The sequence below is a fragment of the Streptomyces flaveolus genome, assembly GCF_000716535.1.
GTDB lineage: Bacteria > Actinomycetota > Actinomycetes > Streptomycetales > Streptomycetaceae > Streptomyces > Streptomyces flaveolus_A.
The window spans coordinates 53,075-73,167 of sequence record NZ_JNWV01000016.1; the positions used below are offsets into that span (position 1 = coordinate 53,075).

At 70.0% G+C, this 20,093-nt stretch carries 15 protein-coding genes and 1 tRNA gene; 10 read left to right on the forward strand and 6 right to left on the reverse strand.

Annotated elements, in window-relative coordinates:
* Positions 1-146 precede the first annotated feature (146 nt).
* Positions 147-2,003 (forward strand): YncE family protein, encoded by a 1,857-nt coding sequence (locus OO52_RS17935; protein ID WP_324608287.1) that lies wholly within the window; start codon positions 147-149, stop codon positions 2,001-2,003.
* Between the two features lie 347 nt (positions 2,004-2,350).
* Here OO52_RS17935 and OO52_RS17940 read toward each other — a convergent pair.
* Positions 2,351-2,424, reverse strand: a tRNA-Gly gene (locus OO52_RS17940).
* A 531-nt stretch (positions 2,425-2,955) separates the two neighbouring features.
* Here OO52_RS17940 and dcd point away from each other — a divergent pair.
* Both dcd and OO52_RS17950 read left to right on the forward strand, forming a co-directional pair.
* Positions 2,956-3,531 (forward strand): dCTP deaminase, encoded by a 576-nt coding sequence (gene dcd / locus OO52_RS17945; protein ID WP_030648230.1) that lies wholly within the window; start codon positions 2,956-2,958, stop codon positions 3,529-3,531.
* Positions 3,532-3,544: 13 nt separating this feature from the next.
* On the forward strand, positions 3,545-4,048 hold the full coding sequence (locus OO52_RS17950; protein WP_030648233.1) for a phosphoribosyltransferase: 504 nt from the start codon (positions 3,545-3,547) through the stop codon (positions 4,046-4,048).
* 77 nt (positions 4,049-4,125) lie between these two features.
* Here the strand turns inward: OO52_RS17950 and OO52_RS17955 are convergent, their stop codons facing one another.
* The 4 genes from OO52_RS17955 to OO52_RS17970 form a co-directional block, all read right to left on the reverse strand.
* A complete protein-coding gene (locus OO52_RS17955) occupies positions 4,126-5,178 on the reverse strand; it encodes a Yip1 family protein (RefSeq protein WP_196944743.1) in 1,053 nt (350 codons plus the stop codon).
* Between the two features lie 80 nt (positions 5,179-5,258).
* Positions 5,259-6,686 carry an FG-GAP-like repeat-containing protein gene (locus OO52_RS17960; protein WP_030648236.1) on the reverse strand — a complete coding sequence of 476 codons (1,428 nt, stop codon included), beginning with the start codon at positions 6,684-6,686 and terminating at the stop codon, positions 5,259-5,261.
* A gap of 35 nt (positions 6,687-6,721) precedes the next feature.
* Positions 6,722-8,134, reverse strand: a complete 1,413-nt coding sequence (locus tag OO52_RS17965; protein ID WP_030648238.1) for an FG-GAP-like repeat-containing protein — start codon at positions 8,132-8,134, stop codon at positions 6,722-6,724.
* 75 nt (positions 8,135-8,209) lie between these two features.
* On the reverse strand, positions 8,210-9,691 hold the full coding sequence (locus OO52_RS17970; protein WP_030648239.1) for an FG-GAP and VCBS repeat-containing protein: 1,482 nt from the start codon (positions 9,689-9,691) through the stop codon (positions 8,210-8,212).
* A 588-nt stretch (positions 9,692-10,279) separates the two neighbouring features.
* Between OO52_RS17970 and OO52_RS17975 the strand changes: the two genes are divergently transcribed.
* Positions 10,280-10,606, forward strand: a complete 327-nt coding sequence (locus tag OO52_RS17975; RefSeq protein ID WP_030648240.1) for an antibiotic biosynthesis monooxygenase family protein — start codon at positions 10,280-10,282, stop codon at positions 10,604-10,606.
* Between the two features lie 94 nt (positions 10,607-10,700).
* Here OO52_RS17975 and OO52_RS17980 read toward each other — a convergent pair whose 3' ends face one another.
* Entirely contained in the window at positions 10,701-12,983 is a 2,283-nt protein-coding gene (locus OO52_RS17980; RefSeq protein ID WP_030648241.1) for a (Fe-S)-binding protein, read from the reverse strand.
* A gap of 200 nt (positions 12,984-13,183) precedes the next feature.
* Here OO52_RS17980 and OO52_RS17985 point away from each other — a divergent pair, with 200 nt between their 5' ends.
* The 6 genes from OO52_RS17985 (at position 13,184) to OO52_RS18010 (ending at position 20,017) form a co-directional block, all read left to right on the forward strand.
* Positions 13,184-14,203, forward strand: a complete 1,020-nt coding sequence (locus OO52_RS17985) for an MraY family glycosyltransferase (RefSeq protein ID WP_030648242.1) — start codon at positions 13,184-13,186, stop codon at positions 14,201-14,203.
* A 94-nt stretch (positions 14,204-14,297) separates the two neighbouring features.
* Positions 14,298-16,142 (forward strand): molecular chaperone DnaK, encoded by a 1,845-nt coding sequence (dnaK, locus tag OO52_RS17990; RefSeq protein ID WP_030648243.1) that lies wholly within the window; start codon positions 14,298-14,300, stop codon positions 16,140-16,142.
* A complete protein-coding gene (grpE, locus tag OO52_RS17995; protein ID WP_030648246.1) occupies positions 16,142-16,798 on the forward strand; it encodes a nucleotide exchange factor GrpE in 657 nt (218 codons plus the stop codon). The genes dnaK and grpE overlap by 1 nt, the downstream gene beginning before the upstream one ends.
* Before the next feature lie 33 nt (positions 16,799-16,831).
* The gene (dnaJ, locus tag OO52_RS18000) at positions 16,832-17,998 is read left to right on the forward strand and encodes a molecular chaperone DnaJ (RefSeq protein ID WP_030648249.1); all 1,167 of its coding nucleotides are present in this window, start codon (positions 16,832-16,834) and stop codon (positions 17,996-17,998) included.
* A 5-nt stretch (positions 17,999-18,003) separates the two neighbouring features.
* On the forward strand, positions 18,004-18,453 hold the full coding sequence (locus OO52_RS18005; RefSeq protein WP_030648250.1) for a heat shock protein transcriptional repressor HspR: 450 nt from the start codon (positions 18,004-18,006) through the stop codon (positions 18,451-18,453).
* Between the two features lie 457 nt (positions 18,454-18,910).
* A complete protein-coding gene (locus tag OO52_RS18010; protein ID WP_030648253.1) occupies positions 18,911-20,017 on the forward strand; it encodes a sugar ABC transporter substrate-binding protein in 1,107 nt (368 codons plus the stop codon).
* The last annotated feature ends 76 nt before the right edge of the window (positions 20,018-20,093 follow it).

Genomic DNA, 20,093 nt, shown 5'->3' on the forward strand with positions numbered 1-20,093 from the left:
CACCGGGCTTCTTCTGGGGGGTTCACATCACTGTGCGCAGGCGCAGCATCGCGACCGCGACAGCACTCGCGGTCGTCCTCGGTTCCGCGGCCCTGGTAGGGGGCGCGGCGGGTCCGGCATCGGCCGACTCCGCAAAGGGCCTTCCGGTGAAATCGGTCGGCGACGTCGTCGTCGACGGTTCGCACAAGCGGGTCTACGTCTCCGATCCGACCGGTGGCAAGATCGTCGTCACCGACTACAGCGGCACCGTGAAGGCGACGCTGACCGGCCTCTCCGGCGTGACAGGCCTGGCGCTGTCCGCCGACTCCGGGCAGGTGTACGCGGCCGTGAAGGGCGGCAACCGGATCGTCTCGGTGGAGACGAGCACGTACACCCAGACCGCGAGTTACCCGGTGGGTGTGGCTCCAGGCGATCTGGAGGTGGTGGACGGCCGAATCTGGTTCGCCTACGGCACGAACTTCGGCTCGCTGGACACCTCCGGCCCCGAACGTGTCGTCCACCTCGCCCAGCGCGGCGACGTCGGCTTTTCCGGCGCCTTCGGGATGTTCCTGGCGTCCGACCCGGCCGTCCCGGGTGTCCTGGTGGCCGGCAACGGTGACGCCCTCGCTGTCTACGACGTCTCGGCGGACGGGGCCACGCTGCGCGTCAAGGGCGCCATGGACACCGCTGTGAAGCAGTTGGACCTGACGCCCGACGGCAAGGAGGTCCTCACCTCGTGGGGTACCCCGGCCTACGGCTACGGCATCGGCGCCTACTCGACAGCCGACCTCGCCCAGCGGACGGGCTACTCCATCGACGCCTATCCGAATGCCGTGCGTGTCGCGCCCGACGGCAGCGTCGCGGGGGGCAGCTTCTCCTGGTACGACCCCGACGTTCACATTCACCGGCCCGGTGACCCGGTGCCGGTGCGGGAGTACGACTTCCCCAACACCGGCAACAGCAGCGGTGCCGACACCCTGGTGGACGGAGCGCTCGCCTGGGCGCCGGACTCGAGCCGGGTCTTCGCCATTTCCGTGAACACCTACGGCACCTACACTCTGCGTGCCCTGACCGACCCCACCAAGGAACTGCCCGCCCTCAAAGTGTCGGCCCCGGCCAAGTCGGAGCGGGCCAAGAAGCTCACCGTCACCGGCAAGCTGACCTGCAGGACGCCCCTCGCCGCCGGCACCAGCCTGACGGTGACACGTACGGACGTCGAGTCGCCGAAGGGCAAGGCGCTGGCAGCCGTCAGGACGAAGGCGGACGGCAGTTTCTCCTTCACGGACACGCCACCCGCCGGTGGCAAGGTCACCTACAAGGTCTCCTACGCGGGCGACGCCTCGCACGCCCCGGCCTCAGGTTCGGACGCGGTGGACGTCTCGCGCAAGGCGACCGTGCTGAGCCTGAACAACAACGGCAAGCTGTACTCGTACGGCAAGAACGTCACCTTCACCGCACACCTCGGTACGACGTACAAGAACCGCACCGTCTCGATCTACGCGGACCCCTTCGGCTCCGACAAGCCGAAGAAGCTGCTGAAGACGGCCAAGGTCAACTCCAAGGGCGACCTGTCGGCGATCGTCGCCATGACCCGTGACACCACCGTCTCCGCGGTCTTCACCGGCGACGCCCGCTACGCCTCGAAAACCGTGACGTCCACGGGGTACGCCAAGGTCAACGTGTCCACCGCCGTCTCCAAGCACTACAAGACGGGCAAGATCGGCTCCACGACGTACTACTACTTCCACAAGAAGACCGATCCGGTGTTCACCACCACCATGACCTACTACAAGGGGCGCAAGCAGCGCTTCCAGCTCCAGGTCTACTACCAGGGCGCCTGGCGCGATGCCGGCTCCGAATACTTCGCCCTGGGCGTCAACGGCAAGTCCGCCGTGAGTCTGGAGGCACCAGGCGAGTCCGGCATCCGTGCCCGCATGCGCTCGTCGTACATCAACGGCTCCTCCGGCGACACCGTCAACTCCACCACGCACGGCGCCTGGAAGTACATCACCTTCACCAAGTAGCCCCCAGCGTGGGGTCCGCGCACGTCCATGCATTGGCGCGGCGGAGGGAGGCTCCCGACAGGGGGTTCCCCGCCTCCGCCGCGCCGAGCGCGGCAGCCGACCACACCATCTGGGATGCTCCGGCTGGTGTGATCGTCCGGGCGGTCGAGTGTGACGCCTGCGCGCGATCCGTTAACTGTGCCGTGAACCGGCAGAGTCACGGAAGCGACTTCGCGGGCGTCGGCGTTGCGGTGGCGCAGGTCACACCAATGGCGTCTCGTGACCCGAGACGCAAGGGGGAGGCCCGCCACCCTGAAATTGGACCAGACAACAAACAACCCCCGGGCCTATGACCTGGGGGTTTCTCATGGAGCGGGTGACGAGAATCGAACTCGCGCTCTCAGCTTGGGAAGCTGATGTTCTACCATTAAACTACACCCGCGTAATACGGACGGAACGGCCCCGGAGGGTCCGGTGTCCGGACGCTTGCTCACTCTACATCATCGTCGGCCCCCGGTGTTCGGACCCCGGGGGCTGAAGTCGTTTCAGAGGGGGTATCCGGCTGCGGACGGCAGGAGTTGGGGCGTACCGTGGGGGCGTCCGGTGGGGCCGGAGTGCCGCCTGGAGAGTCATCTCTTTGATCCCGTAATGTGGCTTTTGTCGTCCGGGCAGCAACGCCGGACGAGGCTCTTGGGGAAGGGACTTGAGGGACTTGATGGAACGCACCGTCGTCCGATGCGCGGACGGGCACGTCTTCAGCACCGCTTCGTTCCCGATGCAGCAGGCCGGCCGGCTCGGCCCCGGCCGGCTCGTGAGGTGTCCGCGGTGTGCCCGGCTCCGGAGCGCGGTCCCCGTCGCCCTGCAGAAGAGGTGAGGGCGGCGCGAGAGGACCGGCTGTAGTCGGCTTGTGACAGCGAGCGCGCGGGGCCGTCGTGATTGCGACGGCCCCGCGCGCCTTGCGTATCCTCGCTACGTGCTTCTCTCAGACAAGGACATCCGGGCCGAGATCGACGCCGGGCGGGTACGGATCGATCCCTATGACGAAACCATGGTGCAGCCGTCGAGCATCGACGTACGGCTGGACCGGTACTTCCGGGTGTTCGAGAACCACCGGTACCCCCACATCGACCCCTCCGTCGAGCAGGCCGATCTGACCCGGCTGGTGGAGCCGGAGGGCGATGAGCCGTTCATCCTGCATCCCGGGGAGTTCGTGCTCGCCTCCACGTACGAGGTGATCACGCTTCCCGACGATCTCGCCTCCCGGCTGGAGGGGAAGAGCTCGCTCGGGCGGCTGGGGCTGGTCACGCACTCCACCGCCGGGTTCATCGACCCCGGCTTCAGCGGGCACGTCACCCTGGAGCTGTCCAACCTCGCCACGCTCCCCATCAAGCTGTGGCCGGGGATGAAGATCGGGCAGCTCTGCATGTTCCGGCTGAGCTCGCCCGCCGAGTCGCCGTACGGCAGTGAGCGCTACGGCTCCCGGTACCAGGGGCAGCGCGGGCCGACCGCCTCGCGGTCCTACCTCAACTTCCATCGGACCCAGGTGTGAGGGCGACGACAGCATGAGCAGCGCAGACGTGCGGGAGAACCTGACCTACGAGCGGTTCGGGGCCGCCATCCGCGAGCTGGCGCAGACCATCGCCGACGACGGGTACGAGCCCGACATCGTGCTCAGCATCGCCCGGGGCGGGGTCTTCGTCGCGGGCGGGCTCGCCTACGCCCTCGACTGCAAGAACATCCACCTCGTCAACGTGGAGTTCTACACCGGTGTGGGCACGACCCTCGAAATGCCGGTCATGCTCGCCCCCGTCCCGAACGTGATCGACTTCTCCGACAAGAAGGTGCTGATCACCGACGACGTCGCGGACACCGGCAAGACCCTGAAGCTCGTCCGCGACTTCTGCCTCGACACCGTCGCCGAGGTGCGCTCCGCGGTGATCTACGAGAAGTCCCACTCCCTCGTCAAGTGCGAGTACGTGTGGAAGCGGACCGACGACTGGATCAACTTCCCGTGGAGTGTGGAACCGCCCGTGGTGAAGCGGGTGGGGCAGGTTCTGGACGCCTGAGAGACCCCGGTCAGAACCCCGGTCACATGCGGAAGGCCCCCGGCTCCACGCCGGGGGCCTTCAGCGTGGGCGAAGCGTCAGAACGTGCCCAGCTTCACGATCGACAGCAACGCGATCAGCTGGATCGCCGAGGCCCCCAGCGCCCTCGGCCACGGCAGGTCGTGGGAGCGGGACACCATCAGGGTCAGCAGGGCGCCCGCGCCGATCCAGGTGGCCCAGCCGAGGAGCTGGACGAAGCCGGCGTCGCCGCCGAAGAACATGGCGACGATCAGGCGGGGCGCGTCCGTGAGGGCCGTGATCAGCATGGACAGGCCCACCGTGGGCTGCCAGGCGCCGTCGCCGCCGAGCTGGCGGGCCAGGGTGTGGGTGACCACGCCCAGGACGAACAGGCCGAGCACCATCACGACCGCCGTGATCAGCACGATCGGCACCGCGTTGGAGAGCGTCGCGCTGATCGCGTCCTGGCGGGCGCCGTCGAAGCCGAAGACCGCGAGCAGGCCGTAGAGGAAGGTCACGACGAGGGCGGGCGTCCACATCGTGTAGTCCCGCATGCGCAGGAAGGTGTCGTTCGGGGACAGGACGATCCCCTTCAGCAGTTCCTTCCAGTGCAGGGGCGGGCCGAGCGGCGCGGCGGGCGCGGCGGCGGAGCCGGCCTGGTAGGTCGCGCCCTGGGTGTAGCCGGCGGCCTCGTCGACCGAGAAGGCCTGGGTGTGGCCCGGGTTGTTGGCCGCGTAGGGGTCGTGCGCGGCGGGCCCGTGGCCCGGGTGGGCGCCGTCGCCGAAGTACTCCGGTCCGTCGTCGGCCGCCCCCGGGTACCCGTACGGCTGCGCCTGCCGCTGGTACGGCGGCTGCGGCGCCGACGGGTAGCCGTACGAGGGGCCGGACGGGCCCGGCCGGCCGTACGGCTGCTGACCGTACGACGGCCCTCCGGGCTGTGCCGGGCCATGCCCGCGCCCGTGTCCGTGCCCGTGCGGGGGTCCCTGCGGCGCCTGCTGTCCTTGGGGGGTGCGGTTGTCACGGCCCCCGCGTCCGATCCTGAATCCAGCCACGTCAACGAACGTACCTGGTCCTGAAGGCCGACGGGCCGGGCCCGGTGGTCCGGGCCCGGCTTTGCGGCCGACCTGTGACATCCCCTAAGGGGGCGTCAGGGGGACGGTTCAGGGTCCGGCCCGGGTTCCCCCGGGCGTCGCCCCGGTGGTGCCGCGCGGCGTCAGTTGTTGAGGACCGAGCCGTACCGCGGGGTGCCCGCCGTGGAGACCCCGGTGGCCGACGGGCCGAAGGAGAGCGCCCCGGCCGTCGTCGGTCCGCCGGAGGCGCCGCGCAGCGACCAGACCGCGCCGTCGCCCGCGTTCTCGCCCGGGCCCGCCACGGTCAGCTCGGCGCGGTGGTCACCGGAGTGGTCGGCGAGCAGGACCCGTGCGCCGAAGCGGTCGCCCTTCTCGGCGGTACCCGGAACGCCCGCGGTGTTCTGGGTGTACGACACCGCGCCCTTGGTCGTCAGCCCGGAGGCGGTGCCCCGCAGGAGGGTGACCGATCCGGTGCCGGAGTCCTCGCCGGCCGCGCCGATCGCCAGGTCCTTGAACCCGTCCCCGTCCACGTCGCCCAGGAAGACGCTGCCGCCGAACGCGTCGCCGGTCTCGGCCGCGCCCGGCACGCCCGGCGTGTCCTGGCCGAGGACCAGCGGGGCGCGGGAGGTGTCCTCGCCGCCCGGTCCGCCGTAGACCACGGTGACCTTGCCGCCCTTGGCTCCCGCCGGGTCGGCGGAGGTCTCGGCCGGATTGCCGATGGCGATGTCGGCGTACCCGTCCTTGTCGATGTCGCCGATCGCCGAGACCGTGCCGGCGGGCAGCTCCTGCCACCAGTCGGTGAAGTTGGCGATGGACGGGTCGGTGACCAGGTGGGTGACGGCGGCACCGGTGCGGGGCTGCCGGCCGTGCACCACCAGGCTGGTGGACCAGGCGGGGGAGATCCGCCCGGCGGACACGGAGGTGACGCCGTACGACGGGGAGTAGGGGGCGGGGAAGCCCGCGCCCGAGCCGCCCTGGAAGGAGCCGGACCGGGTGACGGGGCCGTTGACGAAGTTCAGGGCGCTGGAGCCGGTGGAACCGATCACGACGTCGAGGTCACCGTCGCCGTCGAGGTCGCCCACGGCCAGGGACTGCCCGTACCGGTCCGTCTCCTGCTGCCAGTAGTTGATGACCGTACGGGCTCCGGAGAGACCGGACTTGGCGCCCCAGACGACGACCACCGTGCCGCCGTTGGTGTCGCCGTCGACGTCCTCGCCGGGCGCGCCGATCAGGAGGTCGGCGTAGCCGTCCTTGTTCAGGTCGGCGGAGGCGACGGCGCTGCCGAACGCGTCGCCCGCCTCGGCGGCGCCGGGCACGCCGGCCGTGTTCTGGGTGATCAGGGTGCGGGTGGCCGTCCTCAGCCCGGCGGAGCTGCCGTAGACGACCGAGACGGCACCCGCCCTGGACTGGCCGGCGACGGTCGCGTCGGGGGCGCCGATCGCGAGATCGGCGCGGCCGTCGCCGTTGAAGTCGTACGGGGCGGCGGCCGTGGCCGCGTGGGCGGCGGGCACGCTCAGGGCGAGCGGGGCCAGCGCGCCGGCGAGGGCGACGGCGAGGACGCGTGTACGCATGGAGTTCCCTCGGGGAGGCCTGGGACGGGGAGGTGTCACTGCGCGATGGCCCAGGCGAAGTCCCCGAGGCCCTGCACGGAGACGTCGCGGGCGCTGATGAACTTGGCGTAGTCGGTGGTCAGGCCGGAGGCGGTGCCGCGCAGGACGGTGACGGCGCCGTAGCCGTTCTCGCCGCCCGCGCCGGTGACCAGGTCGGCCTTGCCGTTCTTGTTGATGTCGATCAGCCGCACCGACTGGCCGAACTGGTCCCAGGTCTCGGAGCCGCCGGGCACGCCCTCCGTGTCCTGGGTCCAGATCTTCGCACCCTTGGTGGTCAGGCCGGAGGCGGAGCCGAACAGGACCGTCACCGCGCCGGCCTCGCGTGCCTTGCCCAGGTCCTCGCCGGGCGCGCCGACGGCGACGTCGGCGTAGCCGTCGCCGTTGATGTCACCGGTGCTGACCGACGAGCCGAACAGGTCGTCGGTCTCACCGGTCCCGGGCACCCCTGTGGTGTCCTGGTGGATCACGGTCGGCTTCTGGGCGGGGTCGGGACCGTTCGGGCTGCCGTACCAGACGGAGATCTGGCCGCCCTTGTGGCCGGACTTCTTGTACGTGCCGGGGTCCGTGGGGTCGCCGAGGACCGCGTCGCCGTAGCCGTCGCCGTTGACGTCACCGATCGAGCCGGGCAGGCCGTCGGCGTTCGGCAGGTCCTTCATGACGTGCTTGGAGCCGTTCCAGGTGAAGTACCTGATGTCGCCGCCCTCGTCGCCGTCGACGAGGAACGGGTAGATGCGCTCGGCGGCGCGGTCGCCGTTCAGGTCGCCCGCGAACACGTTGGTGGTGGTGCCCAGTTCGCCGACACGGAGGTTGCTCACCGGGGTGCCCGTGCGGGTGAAGGGGCCCTTGTAGACGCGGGTCTCGGTCCGCCCGGTCAGGGTGACGTCCTTCTTCCCGTCCCCGTCGAAGTCGGCGACCGCGATGCCGGTGGCGAAGTTGTTCCACTCGTCCAGGGTGGACGGCTGGGGCACGAGGGCGCCGCCGGACAGGCCGGCCGCGCCGCCCCACAGGATGGTGGCGCTGCCCACGGCGTCCCGGTCGCCGATGGTCTCGCTCGGGGCTCCCACGACGAGGTCGGAGTAGCCGTCGCCGTCGAGGTCGCCGGCGGCCAGGCTCTGGCCGAAGAGGTCCCCCGCCTCGGCGGTGCCCGGGACGCCTGCGGAGTTCTGCGTGATCACGGTGCGCTTGGCGGCCGAGACGCCCGAGGACGAGCCGTAGAGGACGACGACCGCACCGGCCTGCTGCGCCGTGCCGACCTGGTGGCTGGCGGCGCTCAGGGCGATGTCCAGGTAGCCGTCGCCGTTGAAGTCGCCGGTCAGACGGGAGGGCGCCGCGGCGGCGGGGGTGGTGGGCAGGGCGGTGAACAGGCCGGTGGTCAGGGTGGCGGCCAGCAGGAGGACGCGCTTGCGCAAGGCGGGGCTCCGGGTGGAAGGAGGCCGGGCCCGCGACGTGCGGGCCCGGCCGGGGATGAACGGGACGCGGGCTGGTCAGTCGGCGAAGAGGGCGCCGAACTGCGGGGTGCCCGAGGTGGAGACGCCGGCGGTGCCGGCACCGATGAAGCGGCTGCCGGAGGTGGTGATCTTCGTGCCGTTGGACGGCAGGTAGGTGAGGGCACCGTCGCCGCTGTCCTCGTACGCGCCGATCACCAGGTCGGCCTTGCCGTCACCGGTGACGTCGTCGAGCTTGACGTCGGCGCCGAAGAGGTCGTTCTTCTCGTTGCCGCCGGGGACGCCGGTGGTGTTCTGGTTGAAGGCCTGGGTGGCGGAGGCGGTGTTCACGCCGGACGCCGAGCCGTACAGGACGGTGACCGCGCCGGTGTCGGTGACGCCGTCGATGTCCTCCAGCGGGGCGCTGACCACGAGGTCCTGGTAGCCGTCGCCGTTGACGTCGCCGAGGTCGAGGTCCCAGCCGAAGGAGTCGCCCTTCTCCGAGCTGCCCGGGACGCTGCCGGTGTTCTGGTTGATGCCGGTGGTGCCGGCCGGGCCGGAGGCGGAGCCGTAGGTGACGTTCACCCGGCCGCCGTTGGAGGCGTCCGGGACGGGGGTGCCGTCCTCGGTGGTGGCGTCCCAGCCGGCGCCGCTGACGATGTCGCCGAAGCCGTCGCCGTTGATGTCGCCGATCGCGGTGATGATGCCGGGCTTGAGGGCCTTGGCGGAGGAGCCGCTCAGACCGCTGGCGGTGCCGGGCAGCCAGTAGTTGGTGTTCCAGCCGTACTGCGTGGAGGTCTCGTAGCCGTCGACCACGAGGTCGGTGCGGCCGTCGCCGTTGACGTCACCGGCGGTCAGGCTCATCGGGCCGTACGGGTAGTCGTTGCTGCCGGTCAGGATGGGCGGCTTGACGGTGGTGACGCTGCCCGCGGTGCCGGAGCTGCTGATGCCGCCCTTGTAGAGGTAGAGGGTGGCGGAGGAGCTGCCGACGACCAGGTCCGTCTTGCCGTCGCCGTCGAAGTCGCCGGCGGCGAGGTCCTTGCCCCAGTAGTCGTGGGAGGAGACGGCCGGGTCGACCAGGTGGGCGGACTTGCCGGTCAGGCCGCTCTTGGAGCCGTACAGGATGACGAGGTCGCCGCCGTTGGTGTCGGTGCCGACCTTCTCGAACGGGGAGCCGACGGCGAGGTCGTCGTAGCCGTCGTTGTTGAAGTCGCCGTAGGCCGTCTCCCGGCCGAAGCCGTCGCCGATCTCGGCGGTGCCGGCCACGCCGGTGGTGTCCTGGCTGATGACGGTGCGCTTGGCGGACGAGACGCCGGTGGACGTGCCGTACAGCACGACGATCTGACCGGCGTCCTTGCGGCCGTTGACGTAGGCGCCGGCTGCCGAGGTGGCGACGTCGCCGATGCCGTCGCCGTTGAAGTCGGCCTTCGCGACCTTGACGGAGTCGGCGGCGGTCGCGGGCGAGGCCGCGAAGGTGAGCAGACCGCCCGTCAGCGCGGCCGCGGTGGCCGTCGCGAGGGCGAGTCGGCGGTGCTTGTGCATGCGGTTTCTCCTACGGCATGCGGGGGATGCCTGGCGGGCATCCGCAGTCGATGGGGTGCGGACTTCCCGTGTTCGACGCGAGTTGCCCCGCGGTTCACCGGAGGTCGGCGATCAGGAGACCTGCGCCAGGGGGTAAAGGTTGTACGTGAGTTCGGTGATTTTTTCCGGGACCGCTGTGACCGTCGGTGGGCTACGGCCTCTCGGCCCCGGACGTCCCACCGGGTGAGGGCAGGGGCGCGTGGGACGCCCTGCCGGCTGAACGGGCCGCGCGGGTACGGCAGTCCGCAGCCGGACGCGTGCGGCGCCGGGCCGTCTCCCGTCACCATCGAAGTCGCCGCGCACCGGCGGAGACGGCGAGCGGCACCGGGCGCTGCCCTGGCCGTCGCGCGGCGGACCGGGCGCGACGATCGGGGCGGTGAAGCCGTCGTCGAGGGCACGGCTGTCGTCGGCGGAGCGGCGGAACGGGTACGGCCACCGCGGCGTCGCCCGCATCGGCACCCGTCGGCCGCGAGGCCCCCTCGGCGACCCGGCACCGAGGCACGGCGGCGACACGCCTGCCCCGGCCGTGTCGTGGGCCAGGATGGTGGCATGAGCGTAGTGAAGATCAACGTGCTGACCGTTCCCGCCGAGCAGCGGGAGGTCCTGGAGAAGCGGTTCGCCTCGCGGGCCCACGCCGTGGAGAACTCCGACGGCTTCGAGTGGTTCGAGCTGCTGCGGCCCGTCGAGGGCACCGACCAGTACCTCGTGTACACGCGCTGGCGTGACGAGGAGTCCTTCCAGGCGTGGATGGAGGGACCGATGAAGTCCGCGCACCAGGGCGGCGGCGAGGGCGGCGAGCGGCCGAAGCCGGCGGCCTCCGGCTCGACCCTGTGGTCCTTCGAGGTGGTGCAGCAGGCCGCGCCCAAGAACGCCTAGCGGACACGACGGGCCGCGCCCGAGACGCCCGGCGGACACGACGGCGCCCCCTGCCTGTGCGGGTCAGGGGGCGCCGTCGGGTCCGAAGGGCCGGTTACTTCACCGGCTCGGGCTCCGGCTCGCTCTCCGCCTCGGCCTCGCCCGCCGGGTCGACCGGCGTCCTGACGGAGTCGAGCAGGAGCTGGGCGACGTCCACGACCTGGATGGACTCCTTCGCCTTGCCGTCGTTCTTCTTGCCGTTCACCGAGTCGGTGAGCATGACGAGGCAGAACGGGCAGGCCGTCGACACGATGTCGGGGTTGAGGGACAGGGCCTCGTCGACGCGCTCGTTGTTGATGCGCTTGCCGATGCGCTCCTCCATCCACATGCGGGCGCCGCCGGCGCCGCAGCAGAAGCCGCGCTCCTTGTGGCGGTGCATCTCCTCGTTGCGCAGGCCCGGGACCTTGCCGATGATCTCGCGCGGGGGCGTGTAGATCTTGTTGTGACGGCCCAGGTAGCACGGGTCGTGGTAGGTGATGATGCCCTCGACCGGGGTGACCGGGACCAGCTTGCCCTCGTCCACCAGGTGCTGGAGCAGCTGGGTGTGGTGGATGACCTCGTAGTCGCCGCCGAGCTGCGGGTACTCGTTGCCGATCGTGTTGAGGCAGTGCGGGCAGGTGGCGACGATCTTCTTCGCCGACCTGGGCTTCGCGGACTCGGGGACGACCTTGCCGTCGTCGTCCAGCTCCTCGCCGAACGCCGTGTTCAGGGCCATGACGTTCTCCATGCCGAGCTCCTGGAACAGGGGCTCGTTGCCCAGGCGGCGGGCGGAGTCACCGGTGCACTTCTCGTCGCCGCCCATGATCGCGAACTTCACGCCCGCGATGTGCAGCAGCTCGGCGAAGGCCTTGGTGGTCTTCTTGGCGCGGTCCTCCAGGGCGCCGGCGCAGCCGACCCAGTACAGGTACTCGACCTCGGTGAGGTCCTCGATGTCCTTGCCGACGACCGGGACCTCGAAGTCGACCTCCTTGGTCCACTCCAGGCGCTGCTTCTTGGCCAGGCCCCAGGGGTTGCCCTTCTTCTCCAGGTTCTTGAGCATCGTGCCCGCCTCGGACGGGAACGCGGACTCGATCATCACCTGGTAGCGGCGCATGTCCACGATGTGGTCGACGTGCTCGATGTCCACGGGGCACTGCTCGACGCAGGCGCCACAGGTGGTGCAGGACCACAGGACGTCCGGGTCGATGACGCCGTTCTCCTCGGCGGTGCCGATCAGCGGGCGCTCGGCCTCGGCCAGGGCGGCGGCCGGGACGTCCTTGAGCTGCTCCTCGGAGGCCTTCTCCTCGCCCTCCATCGTCTTGCCGCCGCCGGCCAGCAGGTACGGCGCCTTGGCGTGCGCGTGGTCCCGCAGGGACATGATCAGCAGCTTCGGGGAGAGCGGCTTGCCGGTGTTCCAGGCGGGGCACTGCGACTGGCAGCGGCCGCACTCGGTGCAGGTGGAGAAGTCCAGCAGGCCCTTCCAGGAGAACTGCTCGACCTGGGAGACGCCGAAGACGTCGTCGTCGCCGGGGTCGGTGAAGTCGATCGGCTTGCCGCCGGACGTCATCGGCAGCAGGGCGCCGAGCGAGGTCTCACCGGTGGCGTTGCGCTTGAACCAGATGTTCGGGAACGCCAGGAAGCGGTGCCAGGCCACGCCCATGTCGGTCTTCAGGGCGACCGTGATCATCCAGATGAAGGAGGTCGCGATCTTCAGGCCGGCGAAGAAGTAGGTGAGGTTCTGGAGCGTGGAGACGTCCATGCCCCCCAGCCACTTCACGACCGGGTACGAGATGAAGAAGGAGGCCTCGTAGCCGTCGACGTGGTGCTGGGCGCCTTCGAGGGCGTGCAGCATGAAGATGCAGACGCCGACGATGAGGATGACGCTCTCGACGAAGTACGCCTGGCCGAAGTTGGAGCCGGCGAAGCGGGACTTGCGGCCCGGCTTGCGCGGGTGGCTCAGCTGGCGGATGACGATCAGGGCGAGGATGCCGATCACCGTCATGGTGCCGATGAACTCGACGTAGACGTTGTACGGCGCCCAGTCGCCGAGGACCGGCAGCAGCCAGTCCGCCTCGAACAGTTGCCCGAACGCGTTGACGATCGTCAGCAGCAGGGTGAAGAAGCCCACCGCCACGAACCAGTGCGCCACGCCGACGATGCCCCAGCGGTTCATCCGCGTGTGGCCGAGGAACTCCTTGACCACGGTGAGGGTGCGCTGTGTGGGATCGTTGGTCCGCGTCCCGGCCGGCACCGGCTGGCCCAGCCGCATGAAGTTGTAGATCTGCAGGAGGGCGCGGCCGAACAGTGCCACGCCGACCACGATCAGGACCAGCGACACGATGATCGCGGCGAGTTGCATTGGGGCTCCTGAGGCGGCCTCGGTCTGAACGAGCTGTCTGAGCTGATCGACATTACTAAGCGGTAACTTATGTAGTCCGTCTGAGACTACCCCCATCTTCCGCCGGGATGCAGCAGAGCGCGGGGTGATCTGGGTCGCCGCCAGCCAATCGGATCGTGTTATTCGTACCGAATTGATACTTTCGCCCCTACCTTAGAGCCGTGCTCTACGGGATCGCCGCCGCCACCGCAGCCCTTCTCTTCACCGCCGTGCTCGCGGCGGCGCTCCGGCTGCCCGCCCGGAGGGCCGGGATCCTGGACCGGCGCCGGCAGCGGCCCCTGCCCCTCCTCGGCGGTCTCGCGGTCGTGGTCGTCACCTGTCTGGTCGCCGGAACGGGGGAGTGGACCCGGGTCGCCCCGCTCGGGGACGGGGTCGGGCGGCTGCTGGTGGCGGCCGCCGCCGTCGCCGGGCTGGGCCTGGTGGCCGACGTGTGGCGGCTCCGCGCGCGCGTGCTCGTCACCGGTACGGCCGTGGCGGCGGTCTGCGTGGTGCCGTACGACGAGACGGGGGTGCCGGGCGGGCTGCTGGCCATCGGCTGGATCGTCCTCGCCACCCTCGCCTTCAAGGGGCTCGACCACGCCGACGGGCTGGCCGGGACGGTCGGGGTGGTCACCGCCTTCGGTGCCGGGGCCTGTGCCGCCGCCGAGGTGATGGACGGGCTCGCCGTGCTGCTGAGCGTGGTCGCCGCCGCGCTCACCGGCTTCCTGATGCACAACTGGCATCCCGCGCGGGTCGGGCTCGGCGCCTGCGGCTCGCTGTTCACCGGGTTCGTGCTGTCGTCGGCGGTGGTCTTCACGCGCGCGGGGTACGACATCGGGCCGAGCGCGGCGGTGGTGTTCTGCCTCGGTGCCGTGGCCCTCGCCGACGCCCTGCTCGTGGTCCTCGCCCGGGGGGTGGCCCGGCGCCCGCTGCTGCGGCGCGGCCCCGACCACCTCGCGCACCGGCTGCGGCGGGCCGGGCTCACCCCGCAGGGGTCGGTGGTGCTGCTGGGGGCCGGCGCCTTCTCCTCGGTGCTCGTGGGGGTGCTCGTGCACACCGGGTGGACGGGGGACTCGGCCGTGCTCTGGGTGGCCGGTGGGGTGCTCTTCGCCGTTCTCGTCCTCCTTTTGATTCCTGCCCCGCAGGGCCGACGCCCGCCATCGACGCAGGTCAGCGGGCACTTGCGTGTAAGGAACGGATAAGAGTTGAGTCTGGCTGGCTCAGGTCTGTTGACCCAGCGGGTCTCCTCATGCACACTTGAGCCTGTTCCACTCAAGTCAGCTGGAGGAATCAACCATGGCACGTGCGGTCGGCATCGACCTGGGCACGACTAACTCCGTCGTCAGCGTTCTGGAGGGCGGCGAGCCCACCGTCATCACCAACGCCGAGGGTGCCCGGACCACGCCGTCCGTCGTCGCCTTCGCCAAGAACGGCGAGGTGCTCGTCGGCGAGGTCGCCAAGCGCCAGGCGGTCACGAACGTGGACCGGACCATCCGCTCGGTGAAGCGCCACATGGGCACCGACTGGAAGATCCAGCTCGACGGCAAGGACTTCAACCCGCAGCAGATCTCCGCGTTCATCCTGCAGAAGCTGAAGCGGGACGCGGAGGCCTACCTGGGCGAGAAGGTCACGGACGCGGTCATCACCGTCCCGGCCTACTTCAACGACTCCGAGCGCCAGGCCACGAAGGAGGCCGGTGAGATCGCCGGCCTGAACGTCCTTCGTATCGTCAACGAGCCCACCGCGGCCGCGCTCGCCTACGGCCTCGACAAGGACGACCAGACGATCCTCGTCTTCGACCTCGGTGGCGGCACCTTCGACGTGTCCCTCCTGGAGATCGGCGACGGCGTCGTCGAGGTGAAGGCCACCAACGGTGACAACCACCTCGGTGGTGACGACTGGGACCAGCGCGTCGTCGACTACCTGGTCAAGCAGTTCCAGTCCGGTCACGGCGTGGACCTGTCCAAGGACAAGATGGCCCTCCAGCGCCTCCGTGAGGCCGCGGAGAAGGCCAAGATCGAGCTGTCCTCCTCGACCGAGACCTCGATCAACCTGCCGTACATCACCGCGTCCGCCGAGGGCCCGCTGCACCTGGACGAGAAGCTCACCCGGGCTCAGTTCCAGCAGCTGACGGCCGACCTGCTGGAGCGCTGCAAGACGCCGTTCCACAACGTCATCAAGGACGCCGGCATCTCCATCAACGAGATCGACCACGTCGTGCTCGTCGGTGGCTCCACCCGTATGCCCGCCGTCGCGGAGCTCGTCAAGGAGCTGACCGGCGGCAAGGAGGCCAACAAGGGTGTGAACCCGGACGAGGTCGTCGCCATCGGCGCCTCGCTCCAGGCCGGTGTCCTCAAGGGCGAGGTCAAGGACGTCCTGCTGCTCGACGTCACCCCGCTGTCCCTCGGCATCGAGACCAAGGGCGGCATCATGACCAAGCTGATCGAGCGCAACACCACGATCCCGACCAAGCGCTCCGAGATCTTCACCACGGCCGAGGACAACCAGCCGTCGGTGCAGATCCAGGTCTACCAGGGCGAGCGCGAGATCGCCGCGTACAACAAGAAGCTCGGCATGTTCGAGCTGACCGGTCTGCCGCCGGCGCCGCGTGGCGTCCCGCAGATCGAGGTCTCCTTCGACATCGACGCCAACGGCATCATGCACGTCACGGCGAAGGACCTCGGCACCGGCAAGGAGCAGAAGATGACCGTCACCGGCGGCTCCTCGCTCCCGAAGGAAGAGGTCGACCGCATGCGCGAGGAGGCCGAGCGCTACGCGGAGGAGGACCACAAGCGCCGCGAGGCCGCCGAGACCCGCAACCAGGGCGAGCAGCTCGTCTACCAGACCGAGAAGTTCCTCAAGGACAACGAGGACAAGGTCCCCGGCGAGATCAAGACCGAGGTCGAGTCCGCCGTCGCCGAGCTGAAGGAGAAGCTCAAGGGCGAGGACACCGCCGAGATCCGCTCCGCCACGGAGAAGGTCGCCGCCGTCTCGCAGAAGCTGGGCCAGGCCCTGTACGCCGACGCCCAGGGCGCGCAGGCCGCGGGCGGTGCCTCCGCCGGCGCCGGTGAGGCCAAGGCCGACGACGACGTCGTGGACGCCGAGATCGTGGACGACGAGCGCAAGGACGGTGCCGCGTAATGACGGAGGAGACCCCGGGCTTCGAGGAGAAGCCCGACGTCCCCTCCGGCGCCACCTCCGACGACGCCGAGCCGAAGGCCGCCCCCGAGGAGGGGGCGGCCCCGGCCGGGGACGGACACGCAGAGAACGCCGGTCTGGTCGCCCAGCTGGACCAGGTGCGCACGGCGCTGAACGAGCGCACGGCGGACCTCCAGCGGCTCCAGGCCGAGTACCAGAACTACCGCCGCCGCGTCGAGCGTGACCGGGTCGCGGTCAAGGAGATCGCCATCGCGAACCTCCTGACCGAGCTCCTGCCCGTGCTCGACGACATCGGCCGCGCGCGGGAACACGGTGAGCTGGTCGGCGGCTTCAAGTCGGTGGCCGAGTCGCTGGAGACCGTCGCGGCCAAGATGGGCCTTCAGCAGTTCGGCAAGGAGGGCGAGCCCTTCGACCCGACGATCCACGAGGCCCTGATGCACAGTTACGCGCCGGACGTCACCGAGACGACCTGCGTGGCGATCCTGCAGCCGGGGTACCGCATCGGCGAGCGCACCATCCGCCCCGCGCGGGTGGCCGTCGCCGAGCCGCAGCCCGGCGCGCAGACCGTCAAGGCCGAGGGCGCCGAGGAGGCCCCGGCGGCCGACGACAAGGAGAGCGGTGGCCCGGAAGAGGGCTGACGTGAAAACCGACGGGAAGGAGGGACGTCGAGGATGAGCACCAAGGACTTCATCGAGAAGGACTACTACAAGGTCCTCGGCGTCCCCAAGGACGCCACCGAGGCCGAGATCAAGAAGGCGTACCGGAAGCTCGCCCGCGAGTTCCACCCGGACGCCAACAAGGGCAACGCCAAGGCGGAGGAGCGCTTCAAGGAGATCTCCGAGGCGAACGACGTCCTCGGCGACCCCAAGAAGCGCAAGGAGTACGACGAGGCGCGCGCGCTGTTCGGCAACGGCGGCTTCCGCCCCGGGCCGGGCGCGGCCGGCGGCTCCTTCAACTTCGACCTGGGCGACCTCTTCGGAGGCACCGCCCAGGGCGGAGGCTTCGGCGGCGGACTCGGTGACGTCTTCGGGGGCCTGTTCAACCGCGGTGGCACCGCGGGCACGCGTACCCAGCCCCGGCGCGGCCAGGACGTCGAGTCCGAGGTCACGCTGAGCTTCACGGAGGCCATCGAGGGGGCCACGGTGCCCCTGAGGATGTCCTCCCAGGCGCCCTGCAAGGCCTGCTCGGGCACCGGCGACAAGAACGGCACACCCCGCGTGTGCCCGACCTGCGTCGGCACCGGCCAGGTCGCCCGGGGTTCCGGTGGCGGTTTCTCGCTCACCGACCCCTGCCCCGACTGCAAGGGCCGCGGCCTGATCGCCGAGCACCCCTGCCTGGAGTGCAAGGGCAGCGGGCGCGCCAAGTCGTCCCGCACGATGCAGGTCCGCATCCCGGCGGGCGTGACCGACGGGCAGCGGATCCGGCTGCGCGGCAAGGGGGCGCCCGGCGAGCGGGGCGGCCCGGCCGGCGACCTGTACGTGGTCGTCCATGTCGGCGAGCACCCGGTGTTCGGACGCAAGGGCGACAACCTCACCGTCACCGTGCCGGTGACGTATCCCGAGGCGGCTCTCGGCGGCGAGGTGCGGGTGCCGACCCTCGGCGGCCCGCCCGTCACCCTGAAACTGCCGCCCGGCACGCCCAACGGCCGTACCATGCGCGCCCGGGGCAAGGGCGCGGTCCGCAAGGACGGCACCCGCGGCGACCTCCTGGTCACCGTGGAGGTGCGTGTTCCCACGGACCTGTCGGGGAAGGCTCGTGACGCGCTGGAGGCGTATCGCGAGGCGACCGCGGGGGAGGACCCGCGGGCGGAGCTGTTCGAGGCCGCGAAGGGAGCTTGAGAGTGATGGACGGCCGTCGACGTAACCCGTATGAACTGACCGAGGAGACCCCGGTCTACGTCATCTCGGTGGCGGCCCAGCTCTCCGGACTCCACCCGCAGACGCTGCGCCAGTACGACCGTCTGGGCCTGGTCTCCCCCGACCGCACCGCCGGCCGGGGCCGCCGCTACTCGGCCCGTGACATCGAACTGCTCCGCCAGGTGCAGCAGTTGTCGCAGGACGAGGGCATCAACCTGGCCGGCATCAAGCGGATCATCGAACTGGAGAACCAGGTCGCCGCGCTCCAGTCCCGCGTCGCGGAGCTGGAGGCGGCCCTGGACGGCGCGGCGGCGGCGATGCGGCAGCGCGAGGCCGCCGTGCACGCCTCCTACCGGCGCGACCTGGTCCCGTACCAGGAGGTCCAGCAGACCAGCGCGCTGGTGGTGTGGCGGCCGAAGCGGCAGCAGCAGGACTGACGCGCACACGCGCACACGAAGAGGGGCCCGGATTCCGGGCCCCTCTTCGTCGTGTCAGGACGCCGGCTCGCTCGGCGACATGGCCAGCGGGACCGCGCCGAACAGGGCGCCGGAGGCGGCGAGTACGACGGCCGTGACGGTCGTACGTCTGGCCGAGTTCATTCGGTCCTCTGATCGAGTCGGTGCGCGGCACGCGGCCGTCGTGATCACGACTCGTGTCGAACCGCCGTGGTTGTACGGATCTTTGCCGCTCCCATGAACTCCCTTGACGTGCGCGGTCCGTAAAGAGTCTTTGAAGGGGGTTTCGCGTGACCTCCACAGGTGCAGCGGAGCGTGGTGTTGCGCACTCGTTAAGTGATTCTTCTTGACGCCGGGTGCGGCCTCCGCGTTGTCTTTTCAGACACCTGGGCCGTATAGCAACGCCCACGTCCGGAACGCACCTGAAGTGAGCCCTCGCATGCGTCGTATCGCCATATCCGTGGCCGCGTCCACGATGACCCTCTCGCTCGCCGGCTGTGGCGTGCTGAACGTGACGGGGGACGGCGCGAGCGCGAGCCCGACCAAGGGCAACGACATCACGGTGGGCCTGCTGCTGCCGGAGAAGGCGAACACCCGCTACGACAAGTTCGACTACCCCATCATCAAGGACAAGGTGGCCGAACTCACCAAGAAGCAGGGCAAGGTGGAGTACGCCAACGCCGACGCGAGCTCCGCCCGGCAGTCCGAGCAAATGCAGAACATGATCGACGGCAAGGTCGACGTCATCCTGCTCGACGCGGTGGACGCGCACGCCATCGCCGGCGAGGTGAAGAAGGCCAAGGACGCGGGCATCCCGGTCATCGCCTACGACCGTCTCGCCGAGGGCCCGATCGACGCCTACATCTCCTTCGACAACGAACTCGTCGGCGAGGTGCAGGGCCGCTCCCTGCTGGAGGCGCTGGGCCCGGACGTCGACACGTCCGACAAGATCGTCATGGTCAACGGCTCGCCCACCGACCCGAACGCCAAGCAGTTCAAGGAGGGCGCGCTCTCGGAGCTGAACGGCAAGGTGGACATCGCGGCGAGCTACGACACCGTCAAGTGGAAGCCGGAGAACGCCCAGGCCGAAATGGCCGAGGCCATCGCGAAGCTCGGCAAGGACAACATCGCCGGCGTCTACTCCGCCAACGACGGCATGGCGGGCGGCATCATCAAGGCGCTGAAGGCGGCCGGTGTCACCAAGCTGCCCCCGATCACCGGCCAGGACGCCGAACTGGACGCCGTGCAGCGGGTGGTGGCGGACGAGCAGTACATGAGCGTCTTCAAGTCCTACCCGGACGAGGCCGAGGCCGCCGCGCAGATGGCCGTCACCAAGCTCCAGGGCAAGGACATCCAGTTCGACGCCCTCACCCAGGACCGGGTGGACAGCCCCACCACCAAGGACATCCCGGCCAAGCTGGTCCAGGTGACCGCGCTGACCAAGCACACCGTCAAGGACACGGTCGTCGCGGACGGCATCTACACCCTGGGCGAGATCTGCACCGCCAAGTACAAGGCGGCCTGCGCGGCGGCCGGCCTGAAGTAGGACGCCCGCATCCCACCCCCGGCGGGCCGCGGCACGCGGTGCGGACGGGCGCCGAAACCCCGACAGAACGGGGTTT

Bases quoted from the DNA above. Each gene is read 5' to 3' on its own strand.
- OO52_RS17950 (WP_030648233.1), top strand. From the start codon at position 3,545: ATGAGCAGCGCAGACGTGCGGGAGAACCTGACCTACGAGCGGTTCGGG.
- OO52_RS17955 (WP_196944743.1), bottom strand. From the start codon at position 5,178: ATGTCACAGGTCGGCCGCAAAGCCGGGCCCGGACCACCGGGCCCGGCC.
- OO52_RS17960 (WP_030648236.1), bottom strand. From the start codon at position 6,686: ATGCGTACACGCGTCCTCGCCGTCGCCCTCGCCGGCGCGCTGGCCCCG.
- OO52_RS17970 (WP_030648239.1), bottom strand. From the start codon at position 9,691: ATGCACAAGCACCGCCGACTCGCCCTCGCGACGGCCACCGCGGCCGCG.
- OO52_RS17975 (WP_030648240.1), top strand. From the start codon at position 10,280: ATGAGCGTAGTGAAGATCAACGTGCTGACCGTTCCCGCCGAGCAGCGG.
- OO52_RS17980 (WP_030648241.1), bottom strand. From the start codon at position 12,983: ATGCAACTCGCCGCGATCATCGTGTCGCTGGTCCTGATCGTGGTCGGC.
- dnaK (WP_030648243.1), top strand. From the start codon at position 14,298: ATGGCACGTGCGGTCGGCATCGACCTGGGCACGACTAACTCCGTCGTC.
- grpE (WP_030648246.1), top strand. From the start codon at position 16,142: ATGACGGAGGAGACCCCGGGCTTCGAGGAGAAGCCCGACGTCCCCTCC.
- dnaJ (WP_030648249.1), top strand. From the start codon at position 16,832: ATGAGCACCAAGGACTTCATCGAGAAGGACTACTACAAGGTCCTCGGC.
- OO52_RS18005 (WP_030648250.1), top strand. From the start codon at position 18,004: ATGGACGGCCGTCGACGTAACCCGTATGAACTGACCGAGGAGACCCCG.
- OO52_RS18010 (WP_030648253.1), top strand. From the start codon at position 18,911: ATGCGTCGTATCGCCATATCCGTGGCCGCGTCCACGATGACCCTCTCG.